Source organism: Curtobacterium sp. Leaf261, assembly GCF_001422205.1.
Taxonomy (GTDB): domain Bacteria; phylum Actinomycetota; class Actinomycetes; order Actinomycetales; family Microbacteriaceae; genus Curtobacterium.
Map to the genome: position 1 here is coordinate 486,787 of NZ_LMMJ01000001.1, position 19,904 is coordinate 506,690.

The following is a 19,904-nucleotide window of genomic DNA, read 5'->3' on the forward strand; positions in this document are numbered from 1 at the left end:
GACCGCCGCCAGCACGGCAACCGCACCGGCCACCACCCGCGGCCCCGCGTCGAAGGGGGTCATGCGCACCCGTCCGCGGACCGATGCGCCGACCGGCACCTCGACGTACTCGGCGATCCTCGCCCAGGTCAAGGACGGCGGTCTGCTCAAGCGCCGGACCGGCTTCTACTGGAGCGTGTTCGCCGTGCTCGTCGCGACCCTCGCCGCGGCGTTCGTCGTCTTCGCCCTGCTCGGCGACACGTGGTACCAGCTCATCATCGCCGGTGTCCTCGGCATCGTGTTCACCCAGTTCGCGTTCCTCTCGCACGAGGCCGCGCACCGCCAGATCTTCGCGTCACGCAAGTGGAACGACCACACCGGTCGCTACCTCGGCACGTTCGTCGCGGGGCTCAGCTACTCGTGGTGGATGAACAAGCACACGCGGCACCACGGCAACCCGAACACCATCGGCAAGGACCCGGACATCGAGCGCGACACGGTGTCCTTCATCGAGGAGGACGCCGCGAAGCAGACCGGCTTCGCCAAGTGGCTGACCGCCCGGCAGGGCTACGCGTTCTTCCCGCTGCTCATGGGTGAGGGCGTGAACCTGCACGTCATCGCGATCAAGTCGCTCATCACCGGACAGAACACCAAGGGCGACCGCAAGGCCCGGATCATCGAGTCCGTGCTGCTGGTCGTGCGCTTCGGGATCTACTTCGGCGCGATCTTCTACTTCCTGCCGTTCGGCATGGCGTGGGCGTTCCTCGGGGTGCAGCTCGCGGTGTTCGGCGTGTACATGGGTGCGTCCTTCGCCCCGAACCACAAGGGCATGCCGATCATCGCCCACGACGCCAAGGTCGACTTCTTCTCCCGCCAGGTCCGCACGTCGCGGAACATCCGTGGCGGTGCGTGGGTCGAGCACCTGATGGGCGGGCTCAACTACCAGGTCGAGCACCACCTGTTCCCGAGCATGGCGCGCCCGAACCTCCGGCACGCACGCAAGCTCGTCCGGGCGCACTGCGACACGCTCGACGTGCCGTACACCGAGACCACGCTCGTGCGCTCCTACGGCATCGTCATCCGGTACCTCAACCGCGTCGGCCTCGCCGCCCGCGACCCGTTCGACTGCCCGCTCGTGTCGGAGCTCCGCATCCACTAGTCGACGGGCTCGGTCACGAGGCGACGGGCTCGGTCCGCAGCACCGCGCCGCGGCCTCCAGTCCGTCGGCCTGCCCGCTCCGGTGGCGGCCGCCCCCGGGTCCCGACCCTGTCGGCGGGCCGCCGCCGAATACACTCGGATCGCGCGGGACACGGCCCGTGCCGATTGGCAGGGGTGACATGACCGGGACCGACACGCAGACCGCGACCACCGGAGAACGACCCCCGGCGGTCGCACGCTGGGTGTTCTGGCCGGCGGCGGTCGTCGTGCTCGGCTTCGTCGCGCTGGCGCTCATCGACCCGGTCGCGACGGAACGGGTGTTCGCGGTCGTCCAGTCCGGCATCGTCCGGAACTTCAGCTGGTACTACGTGCTCGTCGCCGCAGCGTTCGTCGGCTTCGCGGTCTGGGTCGGGTTCAGCCGGTTCGGCGACATCATGCTCGGCAAGGACACCGACGAGCCCGAATTCTCGATGGTCTCCTGGCTGTCGCTGCTCTTCGCCGCGGGCATGGGCATCGGGCTGGTGTTCTACGGCGTCTCCGAGCCACTCAGTCACTTCGGGAGCCCCCGCCCGGGCGTGACCGGGACCCCGTCCACCCTCGCGCAGGCCGCGATGACCCAGACCTTCCTGCACTGGGGTCTGCACGCGTGGGGCATCTACGTCGTCGTCGGACTCGCGCTCGCCTACGCCATCCACCGGCGCGGTCGACCCGTGTCGATCCGCTGGGCACTCGAACCGCTGCTCGGGGACCGCGTCAAGGGCGGCTGGGGCAACACCATCGACGTCGTCGCACTCGTCGGGACCCTGTTCGGCGTCGCGACCTCGCTCGGACTCGGCGTGCTGCAGATCAACGCCGGCCTCGAGTCGATGGGCCTGGTGGAGCAGTCCCGGGTCGTGCAGATCGTGCTCATCGTCGTCGTTACCGGCGCGGCCATCGTCTCGCTCGTCACGGGTGTGGCGAAGGGCATGAAGATCCTGTCGAACGTGAACCTGCTCCTCGCGGCGCTGCTCCTGGTGTTCCTGCTCATCGTCGGTCCGACGCAGTTCCTGCTCCGCGAGTTCGTGCAGACGATCGGCGACTACCTGCAGCACTTCGTCGGGCTCTCGCTCGACGACAGCGCGTTCAGCGGCCGCGCGGGCGAGGTCTGGCAGGGCGCGTGGACCACGTTCTACTGGGGCTGGTGGATGTCCTGGGCGCCGTTCGTCGGCATCTTCATCGCCCGGATCTCGCGTGGCCGCACCGTCCGGCAGTTCGTGTTCGGTGTGCTGCTGGTGCCGACCGCCCTGACGTTCCTCTGGTTCAGCGTGCTGGGCGGGACGGCGATCTCCCAGCAGCTGCACGGCGCGGACCTCGTCGGGACGAACGGCTCCGTCGACGTCGAGGGTGCGCTCTTCCAGGTGCTCGGCGCGCTCCCCGCCGGCACGGTGCTGATCGTCGGCGCGATCGTGCTCATCGCGGTGTTCTTCGTCACCTCGGCCGACTCCGGCGCACTCGTGATGGCGATGCTCGCGACCGGCGGCGTCCTCGAGCCGAAGAACTGGATCCGGATCTTCTTCGCGGTGGTCACCGCACTCGTCGCCATCGCGCTGCTGCTCTCCGGCGGGCTCACGGCACTCAAGACGGCCGCGATCACGACCGCCCTGCCGTTCAGCATCGTGATGATCCTGATGTGCTGGGCGACGATCATCGCGTTCACCCGGGAGCGGCGGGCGTACCAGCAGGCTGAGCGGGCGGTGCTGATGGACGAGCTGGCCGAGCACTACGAGCGCGAGGTGTTCGGGCCGGAGAACCGGCCGCCGCGCACCGGGACGATCGACCGGATCCGGCGTCGGCTGTACCGACGGCCGCCGCGCTGACACGGACCGCGGCGCTGACGCAGGCTGGCGCGCTGACGCAGGCTGACGCTCCGACGCACGCCGACGCTCGCCGCGCCGACGCACGCGCCTGACGGACTGGAGGCGCGGTGCCAGCTGGCACCGCGCCTCCAGTCCGTCAGTTTGTGGGCCGGTCAGGCCGATCCGTCAGGTGAGCCGTCGGGGTCAGGCCTCGACGTCACCGCGCCATCCGGCACCGCCCGTGGCGTGCTCGACGCGCTCCTTGAAGTTCTTGAGGTCCTTCTGCACGGCGTGTCCGCCGACGCCGATCGCGGCGCCGACCTTCTCGAGGAAGCCGGTGGCCTCCCAGTCGAGCTGGACCGTCACGCGGGTCTTCGCGTCGTCGAGCTTGTGGAACGTGACGACCCCGGCGTGGTCCATGTCGCCGTCCTTGCTCGTCCAGGCGACGCGCTCGTCGGGGTGCTGCTCGGTGATGATCGCGCGGAACGCCCGCGTGACCGGTCCCACGCTGATCGTCCAGTCCGTCGTGGTGTCGTCGACCTGTGTGATCGACTGGACCTCGTCGAGGAAGGTCGGGAACTCCTCGAAGCGGGTCCACTGGTCGTAGGCCTGGCGCACGGGGACGTCGACGTCGACCGTCTCGATGATCTGCGGCATGGGTGATGCTCCTCGCTGTCGTGCCGCTCCGAGTCCCGGGCGACGCTTCTGAACGGTAGGCCGTCCGTGCCGCGGGCTGCCCAGGTTGGTGTCCCCCGGCGGCGGGCTGGTCGGGGCCGTCGGGCGGTCGGGCGGCGGTCGGGCGGGCGGCGGATGCGTGGGCACACAGCGACACCATGCAGCGGGTGCGACGTCGTTCTCCCGGCAGGAAGTCGCTCGATGCGCCCGCATACGATGCGTGGGCACACAGCGACAAGATGCAGCGGGTGCGACGTCGTTCTCCGGGCAGGATGTCGCTCGATGTGTTCGCACAGGACGACGAGTGCGGGCGGGGGGGGCCCGGCCGGGCGTCAGCGCGCCGTGGCTCTCGAGCGCCAGAGCAACCAGCTGAAGTACGGCGTGCCGATGACCGCCGTCAGGAGCCCCGCCCCGAGCTGCGCGGGCGCGATGACCGTGCGTCCGAGGACGTCGGCCGCGCACACGAGCACCGCACCGAGGAGCACCGCCGTCGGGACCACCATCGCGTGCCGCAGCCCGACGAGTGCGCGGGCTGCGTGCGGCGCGACGAGTCCGACGAACCCGATCGTCCCGACGGCCGCGACCGCCGCGGCCGTGAGGAGCACCGCGACCACGAGGAACAGCAGACGCGTCGGTGCGAGCGGGACACCGAGGAGCCTCGGGGTGTCGTCGTCGAGTGCGACGAGGTCGAGCTCGCGGTGTCGGACGACCGCGACACCGACGCCGAGCACGAGCACGATCCCGAGGGGTACGAGGTCCGCCCCGGTCCTGCCGTAGGTCGAGCCGGACAGCCAGGTGAGCGCCTTCGCGGCGTTGTACGGATCGGTCGTGACGATGACCAGGCTGATCAGTGCCGTCGTCGCGGCGGACACCCCGACACCGATGAGCACGAGTCGGGTCTGCTGGAACCCGCCGCGCATCGCGAGGCCGAACACGACCGCGGCGGCGAGCAGCGCTCCGACGACGGCCGCGCCCGCGATCCCCCAGGACCCGGCGACCGGGACCGCCGTCACGAGCAGCACCGCGCCGAGGCCAGCGCCGCCGGACACCCCGAGGATGCCGGGCTCCGCGAGCGGGTTCTTCGTCACGGCCTGCACGAACGTCCCGGCGAGGGCGAGTCCGGCGCCGGCGAGGAGTGCTGCGCCGACACGGGGCATCCGCGTGTCGAGGACGAAGGACACGGCCGTGCCGGCACGACCCAGGAGCCAGTTCCCGACGTCGCCGAGCAGGAGCTTGGCGTCGCCGAGGAGGACCCCGGCGATGGTCGTCCCGACGACCACCGCGACGAGGACCAGGAGCGTGACGACGAACTCCGGGCGGGTGGCGACCCGGCGGCCGTCGGTCGGGACCACCGTCCGGGCGTCACGCGAGCGGAACGCCAGGACGACGAGGAACACCGCACCGACGAACGAGGTCACCACGCCCGTCGGGACGGCCACCGCGGTCTCCGCGCCGACCGTCGTCCGGAGCAGCACGTCCGAGCCGAGCACGATGACGGCTCCGACGAGCCCGGCGACGGGCAGGAAGACCCGACTGGCCGCGATCCCCGGCACCCGGTTCGCGAGCAGCCGGACGAGCACCGGGGCGGAGAGCCCCACGAACCCGATGGGTCCGGCGAGCGTCACGGCGGCGGCGGACAGGAGCACGGCCAGCACCACGGCCACCACACGGGTCGACCGGACGTTCACCCCGACACCCCGCGCAGCGTCGTCGCCGAGCGCGAGTGCATCGATGCGACGCCCCACGAGGAGAAGGAGGACCACACCGACGACGACGATCGGCGCCGCCTGCACGACACCGGACACGCCGTTCTGGGCGATGCTCCCCTGCGCCCACTGGTAGAGCCCCTTCGTCTCCTCGGGGAACAGCAGGACGAGCGCGCTCGACACGGACCCGAGGCCGAGCGCGAGCGCACTGCCGGCGAGCACGAGCCGGACCGTCCCTGAACCGAGCCCGGAGAGCGCGAGCACTGCAGCCGCAGCGACCAGCCCGCCGACGAACGCGACGCCCGACGATGCCAGGAAGGGGAACGAGGTACCCGTCACGCCGAGGACGGCGAGGGCGGTGTACGCGCCGGCGTTCACCGCCAGGGTGTCCGGCGACGCGAGCACGTTCCGGCTCACGGTCTGGAGCGCGCCCCCTGCGACTCCGAGGGCGATCCCGACGAGGATCCCGGCGAGCATCCGCGGCAGCCGGGATGCGATCACGACCGAGGCGTCACCACCGGTCGACCGACCGATGACCGCCCGCCAGACCTCGGCGGGTCCGACGGCGGCCGTGCCCTGGGTCACGTCGACCAGCGCGATCACGACGACCACCACGACGGCGCCGATGAGCACCGCCACGCCCGACAGCCGTTCGACGGGGTCGCCGGATCGACGTCGGGGCAGGGCGGCGGCGGAACTCATGGGTCTACTTCGTCAGTGCGGCGACGACGGCCTCGACGTAGGCCTCCATCGACTCCGGCCCGCCGAACATCCAGATGCCGTCGGGCAGCCGGTGCACGTTCCCGGCCTCGACGAGCGGGAGTGACTTCCACACGGCGTTGTCCGCGAGCGCGTCGGCGAACGGGTCCTCGCCGTCGGCCTTGTTCCCGATGTACAGGAACTGCACGTCGTCGCCGAGCTCCGTCAGCCCCTCGACGTCGGTGGAGGCGAGCCCGTACGCCGCGTCACCCTCGAGCTGCCACGCGTTCCGCAGGCCGAGCTCGGTCGTGACGTCGGCGACGAGCGAGCCCTCGACGTACGGGCGGATCGACACCTGGTTCGCGTCGACGTACCCGTCCGCGAACGCGAAGCGGGTGCCGTCGAGGCCCGCCTCCTCGATGGCGGCCCGGCCGTCGGCGATGGTCGACCGGAAGCCCTTCGTGACCGCTGCCGCCTCCGCCCGGGTGCCGGTCGCCTCGGCGATCATGTCGAGGTTCGTGAGCATCTGGTCGATCTGTCCCGAGGCGTCGGCCGAACGGACCTCGAGCACCGGGGCGATCCGACGGAGCTGCTTGACCGCCGACGCCGAGAGGTCCGTCGTCGCGACGATGAGGTCCGGCGACAGCGCGGCGATCGTGTCCATGCTCGGTTCGCCACGGGTGCCGATGTCCTCCGGTTCGTTGGTGAGCGGGACGGCGGCGTCCCAGGCCCGGTACCCGGCGACATCGGCGACACCGACGGGGTCGACCCCGAGCGAGACGAGGTTCTCGACCACGTTCCACTCGGTGCCGACGACTTTCCGCGCCGGACCGTCGAGCGTGACGGTCGCGCCGGTCGCGTCCTTCATGGAGATCGTGGTGCCGGAGGACGACGCGTCGTCGTTCGCGGCTTCGGTCGTCCCGCAGCCGGTCAGGACGAGTGCTGCGGAGGCGGCGACGGCCGCGGTGAGGAGGATACGACGGTGCATGATGCTGCGGGGTTCCTTCGGTTTCGGTGAGGGGTTCGGGACGCGCGGTCAGGCGGGGACGTGCCCGGCGCGGCTGTGGTGGCGGCCGATCGCGCGTGTGCGGAGTCCGCCGGTGGACGGGTCCATGTCGACGTCGATCCGGATGCCGTAGACCTCGGTGAGTCGCGCCGCCGTCAGCACCTCGGTCGGCGTCCCCGAGGCGACGATCCGACCGTCACTGAGGAGCGCGACCCGATCGGCGACGGCGGCGGCTTGGTCGAGGTCGTGGAGCACGACGCCGACCGCGATCCGACGCGAGTCCGCGAGGTCGCGCACGAGGTCGAGGAGCTCCACCTGGTAGCGCAGGTCGAGGTACGTCGTCGGCTCGTCGAGGAGCAGCACGCCGGTCTCCTGCGCGAGGCAGCTCGCGAGCCAGACGCGCTGCAGCTGTCCGCCGGAGAGCTGGTCGACCCCGCGGTCGGCGAGGTCCGCGACACCGGTCACCGCGATCGCACGGTCCACCGCACGGCCGCCGTCCGGGTCGGGCCGACCCCAGCGTCCACGGTGCGGGTAGCGCCCGAACGCCACAACGTCGCGGACCCGGAGCCCGCCGGGTGTCGGCCGTCCCTGGGTCAGCAGGGCGACGTGCCGCGCGAACTCCCGGATCGAGAGCGCGAAGCCGTCGACGGACTCGTCGCTGTCCGGGGTCGCGAGTCGGAGCGTGCCGACCCTGGCGGTCTGGAGTCGTGCGATCGTCCGGAGGAGCGTCGACTTCCCGCTGCCGTTCGGACCCACGAGCGCGGTCACCTGCCCGGGGCGGAGTGCGAGGTCGGCAGCGTGGACGACGTCGACGCCGTCGTACGCGACCGTGACGTGGTCGGCGAGCAACGCGTGCGGCAGGTCCGCCGAGGTGCGATCGGCACCGCTCCCGAAGTTGGTCATGGTTGATTAGGGTAGCCTAACCTTACCGACCACGCGACCGCATGACGATGCGACCGCATGACGACGCGACCGCCGCACGACGCGACCTCGCCACCACGCCGCCTCGCGATCGTCCGGCGCGTCGGCGGCCCGCGGTACCGTGCCGCCATGACATCGCGCTCGCGCCTCGAGACCTGCCGCGGCTCGCGCTCGGACGCTCCGTGCCCCGGGCCCGTCCCGGCGGGCAGCCCCGTGCCGCTCTGCGAGCAGCACCTCGAGATCGCCAGGGACTTCTCGGACCGCGAGCACGGCATGCAGGACACGCTCCCCGCACCCTGCGGCGCGTGCGGTTCGCGCGTCGGCGTCCGGTACCCGAGCGCGTGGGTCTGCGCCGTCTGCGAGTGGCGCTTCGGCACGGTGCCGGACGACGAGCTCCCGCCGCCGCGCGTCGACGTCGTGTACTACATCCGGTTCGACGACCGCATCAAGATCGGCACCACCGCGAACCCCCGCCAGCGGCTCGCGCGGCTCTGGCACCAGGATCTCCTCGCCTTCGAGCGCGGCGATCGGACCCTGGAACACGCCCGACACGTCCGGTTCGCGGCGTACCGGTTCCCCGGGACCGAGTGGTTCGCGGCGAACCCGGAACTCGACGAACACATCCGCATCCTGGCGGCAGGGCACCCCGACCCGTGGGCGCTGCACGCACGCTGGCGGAGCGAGGCGCTCGCTCTCCGCGGCTGATTCGGCGAACCGCCCTCAGCGCAGGTACGCGTCGACGAGGAACGGGCCACGGATGTCCCGGAGTGCGTCGAGCAGCCGGGGGACGGTCTGCCGGGTGAGTCCCGACATCGTCAGGTCGTACGGTCCGAGCGGCTCGAGTCGCCCGGTACGGATCCGCACGACCTCCCAGCCCGCCGCGCGCACCACGCGGTCCTTCCGCCGGTCCGCCTCCTCGCGGCGTCCGACGTGCTCGAGCCCGTGCCGTCCGGTCGAGTCCCACTCCACCGCGACCCGCAGCTCTGGCAACAGGATGTCCGGCCAGGCCTCGACATGGTCGAAGAACGGCCGACCGATGCGCACCGCGGTGTGTCCCTCGGTCGACTCGAGGCGCGCGGCGAGGTCCGCGCGGAGCTGCGCCTCCACCGCCGACGCCGGTGCCGGCGCGCAGGCACTCGCGAACGACTCCCCCACCGGGAGCGCCGGCGTGCGGTCGCAGACCGGACGGGAGGCCCGGGGTTCGGTCCCACGGGACCGCGCGCGTCCGGTGATCGGTCGCGCGGGCACGCCGTCCGGGATCGGGACGGACGAGAGGTCCGGACGCGCGGCCGTCGGGACGGAGGTCGAGGCGGGGGCGTGCGGCGTGACGGAGGTGGGTCGTGCCTCCCGTCCGTCGTCGCGGGACGGCACGCGCGCGCCGAGCGCGGCCCATGCCTCCGCCGCCGCGCGCACCACGGTCGTCGACCCCGGCCTGGCCGTCGCCACGCAGTCCGGACACCACGACGACCGACGTCGCTCCCGCCCGGGGCGCGCACGCTGCTCCCCCGGTGTCGCGACGAACCGGTGACCGGCGTCGCACTCCCACGTCAGGTACACGTCGGCCGCGGGCGGGACCTGCGTGAGCACGATCCAGTGGTTGAGGTCCGGGTGGTACTGGCGCACCAGGATCGGGTACGCGGCCCAGGCGTCCCGGAACTCGCCGACGGCGTAGGGCTCGGCGAGGGCGCGCGACCACTGGCGTCGCGCCCACCACATCTCGATCGGCTCGGGCACGGCGGCAGCGTACGACGGACCACCGTCACCGGGCGGACCGGGGGCATACTGCTGTGGTGGCTCCCCGCAGCGTCCTCGACCGTCTGACCGCCGCAGTGCCGGAGGACCTCGCCGCCGCGCGTCGGGTGGCCCGCTCGGTCGGCACCATCGACGACGCCACCGTCGACGACCTGCTGTGGAGCGAGGCGCACGGACTCCGGCTCGTCGCCGTCCTGGCGCTCGTCCAGCGGTTCCGCGCGGGCGACGACGCGACCCGGGCGGCGGTGCTCGAGCGCTGGCTCGACGCGGCGCGCGCCGAACGCCTCGACAGCCGTGAGCTCGTGGACCTCGGAGCCGAGCAGATCGTCGGCGAGTGGTACGTGGACCGGCCGCGGAACGCGATGTTCGCGCTCGCGAAGAGCGACGTCGTGTGGGTGCGACGAGCCGCCGTGATGGCGACGCTGTCGTTCGTCAAACGCGGTGATGCCTCGACGAGCCTCGACATCGCGGGCCGGCTGGTCCGCGAGCGAGGCGACGACGTGCAGACCGCCGTCGGACTCGTGCTCCGGGAGGTCGGGAAGCGGGCCGATCACGACGCACTGCTGGCGTTCCTCGACCGGTACGCCACGATGATGCGACCGGCGACCCGGACGGCCGCGATCGAGCACCTGGGACCGGTCGAACGGGAGCGCTACGCCATCTGACCGACTCGCACCGTCCGCCCGTCAGAGACTGTCCGGGTCGAGGTTCAGCGTCGTGCCCTCGAGCAGGTACTGCTGCTGCCCGAAGACCTCGACGTCCGCGTTCAGCCACACGAGGTCCTGGACCGAGATCCCGAAGCGCTTCGCGACGACGACCGCGCGGTCGCCGTGCGCCACGAGGTATGACTTCGGGGCTCCGGAGGCCGTCGTGGCGGTCACGACACCGTACGCGTACGGACCGGCAGCACCCTCGACCGGATGGACGTTCGACTGCCGCACCGGGATCGACCACCGGACGGTGTCCACCGCGAGCACCTTGTCCGGACCGATCTCGACCGGGATGCTCGGGTCCGACGACGCCGACGAGTAGGTCACGAGTGTGCCGAGGGACGACGGGTCGTGTCCGACACCCTCGAGCGCCGCGGACGACGGCGCCGCGGCCGTCGTGGTGGGACCGCCGAGCTGGTGGTCGCCGACGCCGTGCGAGGTGAGACCGTCCCCGACCTTCGGGGCGAGGTCGAGGAGCGTGGCGGACACGGGTACCGGCAGCGTCGAGGTGAAGCCGGAGAACTGCGTCGAGAAGGTCGCGTCGCCGTTCGCCACGACCCGGTAGTGGAAGTGCACGCTGCCCTTGGGCGACGCGACGTCCCCCTCGGCGACCACGGTGCCGGCGCTGATCTGCGTCAGTGTCGGGCTCGGCATCGGTGTGCTCTCGGGCTCGGGCACGAGGGGTGTCGGGGTCGCGGATCCGTCGAGCGACCCGGACCCGGGCGCTGAGGCCGACGGCGTCCGTGTCGAGCTCGCGGACGGCGTGCCGGTCGATGCGGACAGCGGCCCGGTGTGCGGCGCGAACAGCGAACAGCCGCCCAGCATCGTGACCAACGCCCCGGCCGCGACGAGTGTCGACCATCGTCGGGCTCGCCGGCCCGCATCTCCCCAGAACATGAAATACCCCCTTGCCGAGATCCTAGTCGTCCGACGGCGCCGCGCCGAGCCCGTCGAGGAGGAGCCCGACCGTGAACACGAACCGCTCGTGGCCGACACCCGCGCCGAGGTCGTCCGCATGGGCGACGGTGTTCGGGAAGCGGTCCGCGGGGAGCTCGCGCAGCCGATCGACGACCGTCCGCTGATCGGGCGCGTCCGTCCGGGTGCGGAACGACAGCTCCGAGCTGTAGGCGCCGACGTAGAGGATCGCGGCGTCGCTCGCCCATGCCGCCGCCCGCGGGGGCACTCCGCCTGCGAGCATGATCGCGAGGAGTCCCTCCCCGAGGCGGAGCACGTCGACTCCGGTGGGCGCGGCCGACAGCGTCGCTCGCGAGATCCCCGGGTACCGGAGGTACTCGTCGCGAACGGCCGCACAGACCTCGAGGACCTGTGCCCGCCACCGGGTCGGGTCGGGTTCCGGCAGTGCGACGCGGGCGCAGAGCGTCCCGATCAGCAGGTCGTCGAGGTCGGCCTTGTTCCGCACGTGCGCGTACAGCGACGCGGGGCCGGTCCCGAGTGCGGACGCCACACGACGCATCGTCAGCGCGTCGTAGCCCTCGGTCGCGATCACGTCGAGCGCCGTGTCGACGATCCGTCGAGCCGTTATCGGTGCGCGCGGTCGCCGGGGCTCCGGCGCGGTCGTCTCGCCGGTCGAGATGCGCTCGGCCCATCGTCCGACGTCCGGACGCTCCTGCTCGGTCATCCGAGAACCGTACCACTTGACGCGAACACCGTTCGTGAGTAGAACAGTGTTCGTTAACGAACAGCGTTCGACACTGCGACGAACTCACCGCCGCGGACGACGACCGACCCGGAACGGACCCCCATGACCACGCCCATCGGCACCACGACCCCGGACCAGACCTCCGCCGCTGACCCTCGCCTCCGCGACTCCTGGATCGCGCTCGCCGGACTCTCCGCGGTGTTCCTCTTCGAGATGCTCGACAACTCGATCCTCACCGTCGCCCTCCCCACCATCGGCCGGGACCTGCACGCCGGGACCCTCGGCCTCCAGTGGGTGACGAACGCCTACGCGGTGGTGTTCGGCGGGCTGATGCTCGTGTTCGGAGCCGTCGCCGACCGGATCGGCCGCCGCCGTGTCATGCTCGCGGGTCTCGTCCTGCTCGGACTCGCCAGCCTCGCGACCGCGTTCGTGACCGACGTCGGACAGCTCGTCGCGGTCCGCGCGGTGATGGGTGTCGCCGCCGCGATGACCACGCCCGGGTCGATCTCCCTGGCGTTCCGCCTGTTCCGGACCGAGGGCCTCCGCGTCCGGGCGATGACGCTCATCTCGACCGTGGGGCTCGTCGGCCTCGCCGTCGGGCCCACGGTCGGCGGCTTCGTGCTGGCCGTCGCACCGTGGCAGGTGCTGCTCCTGGTGAACGTGCCGATCGCGGTCCTCGCGTTCGTCGGCATCCGCACGGGCATCGCCGCCGACGACAGCGCGGACATGCACCGCGATCCCGCGGACATCGGTGGCGGTGTCCTCGGCACGGTCACGATCGTGCTCGCCCTCGTCGCACCGACGCTGTTCGTCGAACGCGGCGTCGGTTCCTGGGTCCCGTGGGTCGTCGCCGTGCTCGCCGCCGCGGCAGGAGCGTTCTTCGTCCGTCGGGAGCGCTCGGCCGCGCACCCGCTGCTCGACCTCACACTCCTCGCGCGGCCACTCGTGGCGAGCGGCCTGGGGTTCAGGGCCGCGTCCGGGCTCGCGACCGCGGGTCTCGGCTACATGGTCACGCTCCAGCTGCAGCTCGACTGGGGCTGGACCCCGGCGCTCGCGGCGATCGGCCTCCTGCCGCAGGTGGTGGTGCTGCTCGGGAGCGGACCGTTCGTCAGCCGCTTCGTCGCGCGGGTCGGCATCGACCGCGCAGCCGCCGTCGCCGCGATGAGCGTCGTGGCCGGGCTCGCGGTCGACGCCGGCCTCGGCCGCTTCGGCTACGGGTGGGTGGTGGTCGCCCTCGTGCTCGTGGCGGCCGGCATGCGCGTCGTCGGCGTCGTCTCGGGCGTGCGGGTGATGACGGGCCTGCCGTCCGACCGTACGTCGATCGGGGCGGCGCTCGTCGACACCGCGTCCGAGGTCACCTCGGCCGTCGGCATCGCGATCGTCGGGACGGTGCTCGCCGTCCTGTTCACCGGTGACATCACCTCCGGGGACTGGACGACCGCCCAGACCGGGGCGTTCCGCGAGGGGATCACCATCGCCGGCTTCGGCCTCACGGCACTCGCCGGAGCGCTCGTCCTCTGGGCGACGACCCGGGCTCGCGCTGCCCGTGTCGAGCACGGCGTCGCCCCGGCCGAGCCGGAGCCGACGACCGTCGACGCATGAGCCGAGCGGGTCGCGAACGTCGCGCCATGCCCGCGGGTGGTGACCGCGCTGCGGACGGGAGGCACGGCTCGGCTGGTGCGCACCGCCTCCAGTCCGGCAGTGGTGACCACGCTGCGGACGGGAGGCGCGGCTCGGCTCGTGCGCACCACCTCCAGTCCGGCAGTGGTGACCGCCTCGTCAGGCCGAGCGGACCGCGCACGCCAGGTCTCCTGGGTCAGTCCGACTGCCCCGTCATCCGCCCCGGGCCGATCGGCAGCAGGCCCGCGCGGTACTCGATGATCTCGGGTCGTGAACCGGCCACACCGATCCGGATGCTCGCCGTGCCGAACCGCCACGCGCGGTTGTACAGGTACACCCCGAGCTCGGTGCCACCGTCGTCGGGCACCGCCCACGTGCCGGTCCCCCACTGCGCCGGCTGTCCGACACCGTCGATCACGACCGTCGGACGGGCGAACCAGGTGACGAGCGGCCGTCGCAGTCTGAGCTCGATGCGTCGCTTGGTCGTCCCCGAGGGCAGCACTGGTTCCACGGGAGCAGCCTAGGCGCTCCCGGCCACGGTTCGAGACGTGCCGAAGTGTCGGGTCGGGGGTTCAGACTCGACACTCCGGCACGTCTCAACGGCCGTCGGGGGCCGGCGGGCAGCAGGCGGTGCGCCGGGGCCGGCGTGCAGGGCGCCGGGTGCTCACCCCTCGGTGGTGCGCTCGTACCGCCGTGCGCCGCCCCGGACCCCGGCGAACCGGAACGGGGCCGTCGTCACGCGCGGGCGCTCGGTGTCGACACTCCCGGTCACCGTCGTCGCGTGCAGCTCGCGGTAGGACCGGACGTCGATGGGCACGCGGTCGTCGAGCATCGCGGCCGTCCGCTCCCGCTCGGCCCGACGGACCTCGCGGTAGCCGGGTGCCACGACACCCGTCATGAGCTCCCCGACGCTGCCCGAACCGTAGCTGAACATCGCCACCCGACGCCCCGCGAGGTCGTCGTCGAGGTCGAGGAGCGCCGCCAGCGCGAAGAACAGCGACGCCGTGTAGGTGTTCCCGGTCCGTCGGTTGTAGGTCATGCCGAGGGCGAGGTCGGCGTCCTCGAAGGCCAGTCCGGTGTGCTTGGCGAACCGTCGCTGGGCCTTGAGCGCCATCTTCGTGAACGGCTGGTGGTGCACGTAGCGGTCGATCTCCGCGATGCCGGGACCCCCGCGCGACACGAGGTCGTCCCAGGCGCCGAGGTAGGCGTCGACGTACGCGGAGACCGAGAGTCGGCCCTCCACGAGGGCGGTCGAGCGGTCGTTCGGACGCCAGAAGTCGTCGACGTCGGCCGAGTACAGCCCGGACACCGACTCGAGCTCCACGAGGTCGGGATCCGCCGCGACGAGCATCGCCACGGCCCCGGCACCCTGCGTCGGCTCCGCGGCCGACTCGAGGTCGTACCGTGCGACGTCGCTCGCGATGACGAGCACCCGCTCACGGGGGTCCCGGGCGACGATGCCGATCGCTGCCTGGAGCGCAGCGGTCCCGCCGTAACAAGCCTGCTTGAACTCCACGACGCGACACGACGAGGGCAGTCCGAGGAGTCCGTGCACGAACATGCCGGCGGACTTCGACTGGTCGACGCCGGTCTCCGTCGCGAAGAACACCGTGCGGATGCCGTCGGTGCCGGTGCGCGCGAGGAGCTCGGCGGCGGCGGTCGCGGCGATGGTCACGACGTCCTCGTCCGCGGCCGGCACACTGAAGGTGTCCTGGCCGATCCCGACGTGGTACTTCGCCGGGTCGACCCCGGAGGCGGCGGCGAGGTCGTCGAGGTCGAGCACGTGATGCCCGGTCGCGATCGCCAGGTCCTGGATGCCGATCCGCGTGGGACCCACGGCGTTCGACCCGCTCATGCGCGACTCCCGTCCGACGCGGCCGGAGCCGTCCCACCCGACCGTTCGAGGCGGACGTGCGCCGCCATCAGCTCGCCGGGGTTGGTCTGCGCGGCGAGGAGCGACAGCTCGCCGCAGAGCACCGCCGCGGCGCCGATCGCGGCGAGTCGCCGTGCGTTCGCGCCCGGTTCCCGGTCCTCGCGGCAGCCCAGTCGCAGCAGGGCGTCCTCGACCACCGGCAGGTCCTTGCCGTTGCCGACCGTGCCGACGATGAGGTGCGGGATGGTGCACGAGAAGTACAGGTCGCCGTCGCGGTCTTCGGCGGTGGTGATGCCCTGCGACCCCTCGACGATGTTCGCCGCGTCCTGACCCGTCGCCAGGTAGAAGCCGAGCAGCATGTTCGCGTAGTGCGCGTTCGCGGAGCGGAGGGCCCCGGCGATGGTGGACCCGATGAGGTTCTTGGCGACGTTCAGCTCGACGATCCGCGCGGTCGTGGTGTGCAACCGCCGCTCGACGAGTTCGCCCGGCACGACGATCTCGGCGACGACGCTCCGCCCGCGCCCGAGGATGCCGTTGACCGCGGTGGCCTTCTTGTCGGAGCAGAAGTTGCCGGACACCGACAGGTACCGGAGCTCGGGCCGCCACTCGAGGATGGTCGCGAGCAGGACGTCCGCCGCCTGCGTCACCATGTTGTGGCCCGACGCGTCACCCGTCGTGAACGCGAACCGGAGGAACAGCAGGTCGCCGACGATCTCGGGGTGGACCTCGATGAGCTCGGCGAACCGGCTCTGCCCGCGGACGACGGCGGCCAGGTCGTCGAACCGCTCGGTGACCGCGCGGGACGCCACGAGGGCCGCCGCCGCACCGGAGGCACGGAGGAGCACCGAGCGGGTCATCCGCTCGTCGACGACCGTCGCGACGATGCCGCCCGGCACCTGCCGCGAGATGAGTGCGCCGCGGCCGACGGACGGCCAGAGCGGTGACTCGTAGGTGGCGAGCGGAACATCGAGCTCGCCCTCGACGGCGTTGCCGCTCAGGCGGATCGGGCCGACCCACCTGGTCGGGATCGGCGTGGTGCCGCGCTTCGGGTTCGCCGGAGCAGCGGCGGTGTCCGCAGTCTCCGCGGGGACGGTGTCGTCAGGGGTCATCGACGGGGACTTTCTGGCAGGGGCACGGCGTCGGTCGACGGGTGCACGGAGACGGTGAGGTGCCGGATGTCGTGGACTTCCCACGCGCGGAGGATCTGCGCGGGGTCGACCTCGTCCGGCACGAGGACGATGCCGCAGTCGCCACCACCGGCACCGGACGGCTTGGCGGCCGCGCCGGCAGCCTCGGCGATGTCGCAGAGGGTGGCCAGGGGCTCGGTCTCGATGGACGAACCGACGTCGGCGCCGAGACGCTGCAGGAGCCCGCGTGCGCGCCGGATCGCGTCGAGCGCGAGCGGGGCGTCGGACTGGAGGCCCGTGACCAGGTCGTCGACGGCGCTCCGGCTGGCCGACAGGAACGCCGGGTAGTCGAGGCCGGTGGCAGCGTCGGCACCGGTCGCAGCGTCGGCACCGGTCGCAGCGTCGGCGTCGGCGTCGGCTCCGGTCCGGAGCTCGGCGTCGGCGCGGTGGCGCTGGACGATGTCGACGAGCCGGGTCGTCGAGGCCGGCGAGCCCGTCCACCCCACGAGCAGCCGCAGGTGCCCCGGAGGGTCCAGGCGCGTGATCGACAGCCCGTCCCAGGCGTCCGCGTGGTCCAGCAGATCGGACACGGTGTGGTCGCGGAGCAGGGTGCGGAGCCGGACGCGGTCGGGAGCGCTATACCGGATCCACCCGCCGTACGTGCTCGCCGCGAGGTCGCCGCCGGACGCGGTCGGGTTGACCTGCACGGTGGCGAGGAGCGCGAGCTGGTAGCGCTCGCGGAGCGTCAGGCCGAGGCCGTGGAACACGTCGAGGGCGGCGACCGTGGCGACGGTGACGGCGGCGGACGAGCCGAGCCCGAACTTCCGACCGCTCGCGTCGTCGAGCTCACTCGCGATCCGGAGGTCGGAGAACCTCGGGGTGATGCCACGCTCGTCACGGAGCCGTTCGGCCACCTCGATGACGGCCATCACGTAGTCGTAGGAGTGCCGCTCGCGGTCGATGCTCAGCCCGTCGGCGTCGCGGGTCCAGACGAGCGGCTGCTGGCCCTGGTCACCGGTGTCGGAGCTGCCCTCGGACAGGACGCTCCCCGCGCCGTGCGCCTCGGTCAACCGCACCGTGATCGAGCGGTCGAGCGCGACGAGGACCGATGGCTGGCCGGGCTCCACGACGGCGTACTCCCCCGCGATGAAGAGCTTGCCGGGCGCACTCACGATGATCGGCGTGGAGTCCGTCGCCCCCGCCGTCATGCGGTGGCCGCCACGGCGTCGGGGAGCAGGTGCGAACCGGGACCGGTGCCCGAGGCGATGACGGTTCCGAGGTCGGCGAGGGCGCCCGTGACGCGGTCCCGGTCCTCCGGACGGGTGAGCACGACCACGTTCGGGCCGGCGTCCGCGGTCGCGTAGGCCTCGACCCCGGACGCACGGAGCGCCGCCACGGCGTCGAACACCGCGACGCTCCGGGCGGTCAGGTACCGGATCGGCGGCTCGGCGCCCTGGATCGTCGCGTGCATGCGGAGTGCGTTGCTCTCGGTGATCTCGCCGACCCGGGTGAAGTCCCCCGCGGCGCACGCTGCGGTCATCGCGTCGAGGGTCGCTGCGGTCGAGGTGACCCACGCCGGGTAGAACGGCGAGGTCGCGATGGTGCGGCGCATCGCCTCGCGGCTCGACACCGCCTTCTCTGCGGCGTCGATGGTCACGACGACCATGGCCATCGGCGGGGCCTCGACCGACTCCGCGAACGAGGTGACGTCGTCGTGACCCGCGTGCCAGACCGCGACACCGCCGGGGATCGACCTGGTGGCGGACCCGGATCCGCGCCGGGCGAGGCGGCTGAGGGCCGCGACGTCGAGGTCGAGTCCGTAGGCGGCGGCCGCAGCGGTCGCGAGGGCGGCGAAGCCCGACGCCGAGGATGCCAGTCCGGCCCCGGTCGGCACGGTGTTCTGCGAGACGACGCTCGCACGGGCGTCCGTGCCGGCGAGCTCGCGGACGAGGTCGAGGAAGCGGGTGACCCGCTCCAGCTGTGCACCGTCGTCGACGCGACCGTCGAGGACGAACCGGTCACGGGCCTCCCGGCCGGCACCGGCTCCGTCGTCGACCGTCACCGTCGTCGTCGTCGGGAACACGTCGAGGGTCATCGAGAGGCTGCCCGTCGCGGGGAGCGCGAGGCGTTCGTCGGCCTTGCCCCAGTACTTCACGAGCGCGATGTTCGGGTGCGCACGAGCAGTGGCGGTCGTCATGCGGGAGCTCCGATCAGCGTGGTCCAGGTGTCGGCGGCACCGGCCCCGAGGAGAGTACCCGCGATCCGCTCGGCGTGGTCGGTGTCCGACGCGAGCACGAGCACGCACCCGCCGCGGCCTCCGCCGGTCAGCTTCGCACCGAGGGCCCCGGCACCCCGCGCGGCGATGACGAGGTTGTCGAGTTCGGGGCTCGAGACGCCGAGCGCACCGAGCATCTCGTGCGCGCTGTCCATCGCGGTGCCGAGCCGTGCGGCGTCACCCGCGGCGAGCAGGTCACGGGCTCCGAGGGCGAGCATGCCGATGCGTCCGACGAGGTCCTCGACGGTCCGCGGATCCCGGTCGTGTCGTTCGCGCACGCGCGCGACGGCTTCGCGGGTGTGGCCTGGCACACCGGTGTCCGCGACGACGAACACGAACGGGCCCGCGACCGGGAGGGGCGTGGTGATGCCGCCCTCGATCCACACCGGACCGTCGGCGACGACCGCTCGGGCGTCGAGACCGCTCGCCGTGCCGTGTGCGATCCGCTCGCACTCCTGCACGAGGGCGAACCGCTCCTCGGTGCTGAGCGAGAGCCCGAGTGCGTCGGCGACCGCGGCGGAGACGGCCCCGGCGACGGCGGCGCTCGACCCGAGACCGCGAGCGGTCGGCACGGTGCTGTCGACCGACACGTGGATGCGTTCGTCGGTGGCGCCGAGGTGCCGGAGCGTCGCGAGCACGGCCGTCACGGTCGGCAGGACCGCAGCGGGAGCGGTGTCGAATGGCCCCGTGTGCACCGTCGAGGTCAGGTGGTGCTCGTCGTGCGCCGCAGTCGCCTCCGCTCGCACCACGAGGTCGGTGACCGGGAGGGCGATCGCGGGTGCTCCGTAGAGCACAGCGTGTTCGCCGAGGAGGATCGCCTTGCCGTGCGTCGAGGACCGACCGGTCCGTGCGGGGCTGCTGTGGAGTGTGTGGTGGTTCGTCATCAGATGTGGAGCGAGCCTAACAAC

18 protein-coding genes are annotated in these 19,904 nt (G+C 72.3%); 5 read left to right on the forward strand and 13 right to left on the reverse strand.

All coding sequences use genetic code 11. From position 1 onward, the window contains the following. Positions 1 to 61 precede the first annotated feature (61 nt). Entirely contained in the window at positions 62 to 1,138 is a 1,077-nt protein-coding gene (locus tag ASF23_RS02115; RefSeq protein WP_055949105.1) for a fatty acid desaturase family protein, read from the forward strand. Positions 1,139 to 1,316: 178 nt separating this feature from the next. Then, positions 1,317 to 2,993, forward strand: a complete 1,677-nt coding sequence (locus ASF23_RS02120) for a BCCT family transporter (RefSeq protein ID WP_082473713.1) — start codon at positions 1,317 to 1,319, stop codon at positions 2,991 to 2,993. Positions 2,994 to 3,176: 183 nt separating this feature from the next. On the opposite strand, the gene ASF23_RS02125 is transcribed toward ASF23_RS02120, so the two are convergent. The 4 genes from ASF23_RS02125 to ASF23_RS02140 all read right to left on the reverse strand — a co-directional run bounded on the left by ASF23_RS02125 (position 3,177) and on the right by ASF23_RS02140 (position 7,961). Continuing rightward, positions 3,177 to 3,629, reverse strand: coding sequence for an SRPBCC family protein (locus ASF23_RS02125; RefSeq protein ID WP_055948195.1), 453 nt, complete (start codon positions 3,627 to 3,629; stop codon positions 3,177 to 3,179). A gap of 350 nt (positions 3,630 to 3,979) precedes the next feature. Then, positions 3,980 to 6,055: an iron ABC transporter permease gene (locus ASF23_RS02130; protein ID WP_055948198.1), complete on the reverse strand. Its 2,076-nt coding sequence runs from the start codon at positions 6,053 to 6,055 to the stop codon at positions 3,980 to 3,982. A gap of 4 nt (positions 6,056 to 6,059) precedes the next feature. Then, the gene (locus ASF23_RS02135) at positions 6,060 to 7,040 is read right to left on the reverse strand and encodes an ABC transporter substrate-binding protein (RefSeq protein WP_055948201.1); all 981 of its coding nucleotides are present in this window, start codon (positions 7,038 to 7,040) and stop codon (positions 6,060 to 6,062) included. A gap of 48 nt (positions 7,041 to 7,088) precedes the next feature. Then, a complete protein-coding gene (locus ASF23_RS02140; RefSeq protein ID WP_055948204.1) occupies positions 7,089 to 7,961 on the reverse strand; it encodes an ABC transporter ATP-binding protein in 873 nt (290 codons plus the stop codon). Positions 7,962 to 8,108: 147 nt separating this feature from the next. Here ASF23_RS02140 and ASF23_RS02145 point away from each other — a divergent pair, with 147 nt between their 5' ends. Continuing rightward, on the forward strand, positions 8,109 to 8,684 hold the full coding sequence (locus ASF23_RS02145) for a GIY-YIG nuclease family protein (protein WP_055949108.1): 576 nt from the start codon (positions 8,109 to 8,111) through the stop codon (positions 8,682 to 8,684). Between the two features lie 15 nt (positions 8,685 to 8,699). Here ASF23_RS02145 and ASF23_RS02150 read toward each other — a convergent pair whose 3' ends face one another. Beyond that, positions 8,700 to 9,713: a zinc-ribbon domain-containing protein gene (locus ASF23_RS02150; RefSeq protein ID WP_055948207.1), complete on the reverse strand. Its 1,014-nt coding sequence runs from the start codon at positions 9,711 to 9,713 to the stop codon at positions 8,700 to 8,702. 56 nt (positions 9,714 to 9,769) lie between these two features. Here ASF23_RS02150 and ASF23_RS02155 point away from each other — a divergent pair, with 56 nt between their 5' ends. Beyond that, the gene (locus ASF23_RS02155; protein WP_162236678.1) at positions 9,770 to 10,396 is read left to right on the forward strand and encodes a DNA alkylation repair protein; all 627 of its coding nucleotides are present in this window, start codon (positions 9,770 to 9,772) and stop codon (positions 10,394 to 10,396) included. Positions 10,397 to 10,417: 21 nt separating this feature from the next. Here the strand turns inward: ASF23_RS02155 and ASF23_RS02160 are convergent, their stop codons facing one another. Together ASF23_RS02160 and ASF23_RS02165 are read right to left on the reverse strand one after the other, a co-directional pair. After that, entirely contained in the window at positions 10,418 to 11,338 is a 921-nt protein-coding gene (locus ASF23_RS02160; RefSeq protein WP_055948214.1) for a hypothetical protein, read from the reverse strand. 22 nt (positions 11,339 to 11,360) lie between these two features. Continuing rightward, positions 11,361 to 12,080, reverse strand: a complete 720-nt coding sequence (locus ASF23_RS02165; RefSeq protein WP_055948218.1) for a TetR/AcrR family transcriptional regulator — start codon at positions 12,078 to 12,080, stop codon at positions 11,361 to 11,363. Between the two features lie 123 nt (positions 12,081 to 12,203). Between ASF23_RS02165 and ASF23_RS02170 the strand changes: the two genes are divergently transcribed. Then, the gene (locus ASF23_RS02170) at positions 12,204 to 13,703 is read left to right on the forward strand and encodes an MFS transporter (RefSeq protein ID WP_055948221.1); all 1,500 of its coding nucleotides are present in this window, start codon (positions 12,204 to 12,206) and stop codon (positions 13,701 to 13,703) included. A gap of 214 nt (positions 13,704 to 13,917) precedes the next feature. Here ASF23_RS02170 and ASF23_RS02175 read toward each other — a convergent pair whose 3' ends face one another. The 6 genes from ASF23_RS02175 to mvk form a co-directional block, all read right to left on the reverse strand. Further along, a complete protein-coding gene (locus ASF23_RS02175; RefSeq protein ID WP_235510740.1) occupies positions 13,918 to 14,232 on the reverse strand; it encodes a hypothetical protein in 315 nt (104 codons plus the stop codon). Positions 14,233 to 14,385: 153 nt separating this feature from the next. Beyond that, on the reverse strand, positions 14,386 to 15,576 hold the full coding sequence (locus tag ASF23_RS02180) for a hydroxymethylglutaryl-CoA synthase (protein WP_055948224.1): 1,191 nt from the start codon (positions 15,574 to 15,576) through the stop codon (positions 14,386 to 14,388). After that, positions 15,573 to 16,703 carry a hydroxymethylglutaryl-CoA reductase gene (locus ASF23_RS02185; protein WP_082473715.1) on the reverse strand — a complete coding sequence of 377 codons (1,131 nt, stop codon included), beginning with the start codon at positions 16,701 to 16,703 and terminating at the stop codon, positions 15,573 to 15,575. The genes ASF23_RS02180 and ASF23_RS02185 overlap by 4 nt, the downstream gene beginning before the upstream one ends. After that, positions 16,700 to 17,929 carry a phosphomevalonate kinase gene (locus ASF23_RS02190; protein ID WP_055948227.1) on the reverse strand — a complete coding sequence of 410 codons (1,230 nt, stop codon included), beginning with the start codon at positions 17,927 to 17,929 and terminating at the stop codon, positions 16,700 to 16,702. The genes ASF23_RS02185 and ASF23_RS02190 overlap by 4 nt, the downstream gene beginning before the upstream one ends. Continuing rightward, positions 17,926 to 18,918: a diphosphomevalonate decarboxylase gene (gene mvaD, locus ASF23_RS02195; RefSeq protein ID WP_055948231.1), complete on the reverse strand. Its 993-nt coding sequence runs from the start codon at positions 18,916 to 18,918 to the stop codon at positions 17,926 to 17,928. Before mvaD ends, ASF23_RS02190 begins: the two co-directional genes overlap by 4 nt. Next, positions 18,915 to 19,880 carry a mevalonate kinase gene (gene mvk / locus ASF23_RS02200; protein WP_055948234.1) on the reverse strand — a complete coding sequence of 322 codons (966 nt, stop codon included), beginning with the start codon at positions 19,878 to 19,880 and terminating at the stop codon, positions 18,915 to 18,917. The genes mvaD and mvk overlap by 4 nt, the downstream gene beginning before the upstream one ends. Positions 19,881 to 19,904 lie beyond the last annotated feature (24 nt).

Bases quoted from the DNA above. Each gene is read 5' to 3' on its own strand.
- ASF23_RS02115 (WP_055949105.1), top strand. From the start codon at position 62: ATGCGCACCCGTCCGCGGACCGATGCGCCGACCGGCACCTCGACGTAC.
- ASF23_RS02120 (WP_082473713.1), top strand. From the start codon at position 1,317: ATGACCGGGACCGACACGCAGACCGCGACCACCGGAGAACGACCCCCG.
- ASF23_RS02125 (WP_055948195.1), bottom strand. From the start codon at position 3,629: ATGCCGCAGATCATCGAGACGGTCGACGTCGACGTCCCCGTGCGCCAG.
- ASF23_RS02130 (WP_055948198.1), bottom strand. From the start codon at position 6,055: ATGAGTTCCGCCGCCGCCCTGCCCCGACGTCGATCCGGCGACCCCGTC.
- ASF23_RS02135 (WP_055948201.1), bottom strand. From the start codon at position 7,040: ATGCACCGTCGTATCCTCCTCACCGCGGCCGTCGCCGCCTCCGCAGCA.
- ASF23_RS02140 (WP_055948204.1), bottom strand. From the start codon at position 7,961: ATGACCAACTTCGGGAGCGGTGCCGATCGCACCTCGGCGGACCTGCCG.
- ASF23_RS02145 (WP_055949108.1), top strand. From the start codon at position 8,109: ATGACATCGCGCTCGCGCCTCGAGACCTGCCGCGGCTCGCGCTCGGAC.
- ASF23_RS02160 (WP_055948214.1), bottom strand. From the start codon at position 11,338: ATGTTCTGGGGAGATGCGGGCCGGCGAGCCCGACGATGGTCGACACTC.
- ASF23_RS02165 (WP_055948218.1), bottom strand. From the start codon at position 12,080: ATGACCGAGCAGGAGCGTCCGGACGTCGGACGATGGGCCGAGCGCATC.
- ASF23_RS02170 (WP_055948221.1), top strand. From the start codon at position 12,204: ATGACCACGCCCATCGGCACCACGACCCCGGACCAGACCTCCGCCGCT.
- ASF23_RS02180 (WP_055948224.1), bottom strand. From the start codon at position 15,576: ATGAGCGGGTCGAACGCCGTGGGTCCCACGCGGATCGGCATCCAGGAC.
- ASF23_RS02185 (WP_082473715.1), bottom strand. From the start codon at position 16,703: ATGACCCCTGACGACACCGTCCCCGCGGAGACTGCGGACACCGCCGCT.
- ASF23_RS02190 (WP_055948227.1), bottom strand. From the start codon at position 17,929: ATGACGGCGGGGGCGACGGACTCCACGCCGATCATCGTGAGTGCGCCC.
- mvaD (WP_055948231.1), bottom strand. From the start codon at position 18,918: ATGACGACCGCCACTGCTCGTGCGCACCCGAACATCGCGCTCGTGAAG.
- mvk (WP_055948234.1), bottom strand. From the start codon at position 19,880: ATGACGAACCACCACACACTCCACAGCAGCCCCGCACGGACCGGTCGG.